This is a genomic window from Mycobacterium sp., assembly GCF_019243155.1.
GTDB lineage: Bacteria > Actinomycetota > Actinomycetes > Mycobacteriales > Mycobacteriaceae > Mycobacterium.
The window spans coordinates 1-2,381 of sequence record NZ_JAFAUS010000156.1; the positions used below are offsets into that span (position 1 = coordinate 1).

General features: G+C 65.9%; 2 protein-coding genes and 1 pseudogene. All 3 read left to right on the forward strand.

What is annotated here, in order from left to right:
- A pseudogene (locus JOZ00_RS07700) lies at nucleotides 1-119 on the forward strand (mammalian cell entry protein); the annotation flags it as partial.
- Nucleotides 113-1,660 (forward strand): MlaD family protein, encoded by a 1,548-nt coding sequence (locus JOZ00_RS07705; protein WP_293341991.1) that lies wholly within the window; start codon nucleotides 113-115, stop codon nucleotides 1,658-1,660. The pseudogene JOZ00_RS07700 and the gene JOZ00_RS07705, both read left to right, overlap by 7 nt.
- On the forward strand, nucleotides 1,630-2,322 hold the full coding sequence (locus tag JOZ00_RS07710) for an Mce protein (RefSeq protein ID WP_293341993.1): 693 nt from the start codon (nucleotides 1,630-1,632) through the stop codon (nucleotides 2,320-2,322). The genes JOZ00_RS07705 and JOZ00_RS07710 overlap by 31 nt, the downstream gene beginning before the upstream one ends.
- The last annotated feature ends 59 nt before the right edge of the window (nucleotides 2,323-2,381 follow it).

Here is a 2,381-nt window from a genome sequence, read left to right on the forward strand (position 1 = left end):
CCCTCGAGCAGTCGTATGGCCGCGACCCCGAGACGATGATCCCGGACGTGCGCTACACGCCGAACCCGAACGACGCGCCGGGCGGACCACTGGTGGAAAGGGGGGACAGGAATTGCTGACTCCCTTCATTAGACGCCAGCTGATCGCATTCGGGGTCCTGACGGTCGTCGCGCTGCTCGTGCTCGGTGTGTACTACCTGCAGATCCCGAGTCTGGTCGGCATCGGCCGCTACACGCTGAAGGCCGAGCTGCCGGCGTCGGGTGGTCTGTATCCGACCGCCAACGTGACCTACCGCGGGATCACCATCGGCAAAGTGACCGATGTCGAGCCGACCGAGCGGGGCGCCGAAGCGACCATGAGCATCGACAGTCGCTACAAGATCCCGATCGATGCGTCGGCCAACGTGCACTCGGTGTCGGCCGTCGGTGAGCAGTACCTGGACCTGGAGTCGAGCGGCAACCCCGGCAAGTACCTCTCGTCCGGGCAGACCATCACGAAGTCGACGGTGCCCGCCGAGATCGGACCGGCCCTGGACACCGCGAACCGTGGGCTGTCGGTGTTGCCGAAGGACAAGATCGCCCAATTGCTGGACGAGACCGCACAATCCGTCGGCGGCCTGGGGCCGGCCCTGCAACGACTGGTCGACTCCACGCAGGCGATCGTCGGCGACTTCAAAACCAACATCAACGACGTCAACGACATCATCCAGAATTCCGGTCCAGTCATCGAAAGCCAGGTGAACTCCGGGAGCGCGATCGAGCGCTGGGCGCGCAACCTGAACAATCTGAGCGCGCAGTCCGCGCAGCAGGATCAACATCTCAAGAGCGTGCTGCGCCAGGCGGCACCGACGGCCGATGACGTCAACTCGGTGTTCAGCGATGTCCGTGAATCGCTGCCGCAGACGCTGGCGAACGTCGAGGTCGTGTTCGACCTGCTCAAGCGCTACCACACCGGCGTCGAGCAGGTGCTGGTGTTCCTGCCCCAGGGTGCGTCGATCGCGCAGACCGTGGCGGCGCCCTTCCCGAACATGGCCGCACTGGACCTGGGGTTGTCGATCAACCAGCCGCCGCCATGCCTCACCGGCTTCATGCCCGCGTCCGAGTGGCGATCGCCGGCCGACACCAGCATGCAGCCGCTGCCCGAGGGCACATACTGCAAGATCCCGATGGACACGCCGGCCAACAGCGTCCGCGGGTCGCGCAACATCCCGTGCGTGGACATCCCCGGCAAGCGCGCTGCCTCCCCGCGGGAATGCCGTGATCCCAAGCCGTACGTCCCGGCGGGAACCAACCCCTGGTTCGGAGACCCCAACCAGATCTTGACGTGCCCGGCGCCCGCGGCACGCTGCGACCAGCCGGTGAAGCCCGGCATGGTGATCCCCGCGCCGACCATCGACAACGGGCTGAACCCGGCCCCGTCGGACCGGGTGGCGGGCACACCCCCGCCCACCAGCGACCCCTTGTCACGGCCGGGGTCGGGTACGGTGCAGTGCAACGGTCAGCAGCCCAACCCGTGTGTCTACACCCCCGGGCCTCCCTCGGCGGTTTACAGTCCGCAAAGCGGTGAGCTGGTAGGGCCAGACGGAGTCAAATACTCCGTCGAGAACTCGACCCGAACAGGAGACGACGGATGGAAGGAGATGCTGGCGCCAGCCGGCTGAACCCCATCGACGCGGATGATTCGTTGAAGCCCGAGGATCCGCCGGAAACCGAGACGGTGGCCGAGGAGCCGTCGGAGTCCGGCGACGGAGCTGATCAGAGCGAAACCGAAGACTCGAGTGAATCCGATGGCGGGGCCGACCAGGATGCGCCGGCCCCGCGTGGACCGTCGCGACTGAGTCGCGGCTGGCTGGTCGGCATCGCGGTGTTGCTGGTGTTGTGCGCAGGCGGCATCGGTGCGGGCGGCTACCTCGCGCTACGTTTCCATCACGACAGTCAGGTGATAGCCCGCACCAACGCCGCGGCGCTCAAGGCCGCTATCGACTGCGTTTCGGCCACCCAGGCGCCCGACACCAATGCGATGCTCGCCAGCGAGCAGAAGATCATCGACTGTGGCACAGGCGCTTTCCGTTCTCAGGCGCTGGTGTACACCAGTCAGTTGGTGCAGGCCTATCAGGCCGCCAACATCCACGTTGAGGTGTCCGACGTGCGGGGTGCCGTCGAGCGCAACAATCCCGACGGTTCGGTCGACGTGCTCGTCGCGCTGCGCGTCAAGGTGGCCAACGAACAGCAGCAGAACGAGACCGGCTACCGGCTGCGGGTGAAAATGGCCATGGCCGAGGGGCAATACAGAATATCCAAGCTCGACCAGGTGACGAAGTGACGGTTGTGGTCGAGGAAACTCAGACCACCGGAGTCCAGGAGTCACCCCAGAACGCGTTG

Bases quoted from the DNA above. Each gene is read 5' to 3' on its own strand.
- JOZ00_RS07710 (WP_293341993.1), top strand. From the start codon at position 1,630: ATGGAAGGAGATGCTGGCGCCAGCCGGCTGAACCCCATCGACGCGGAT.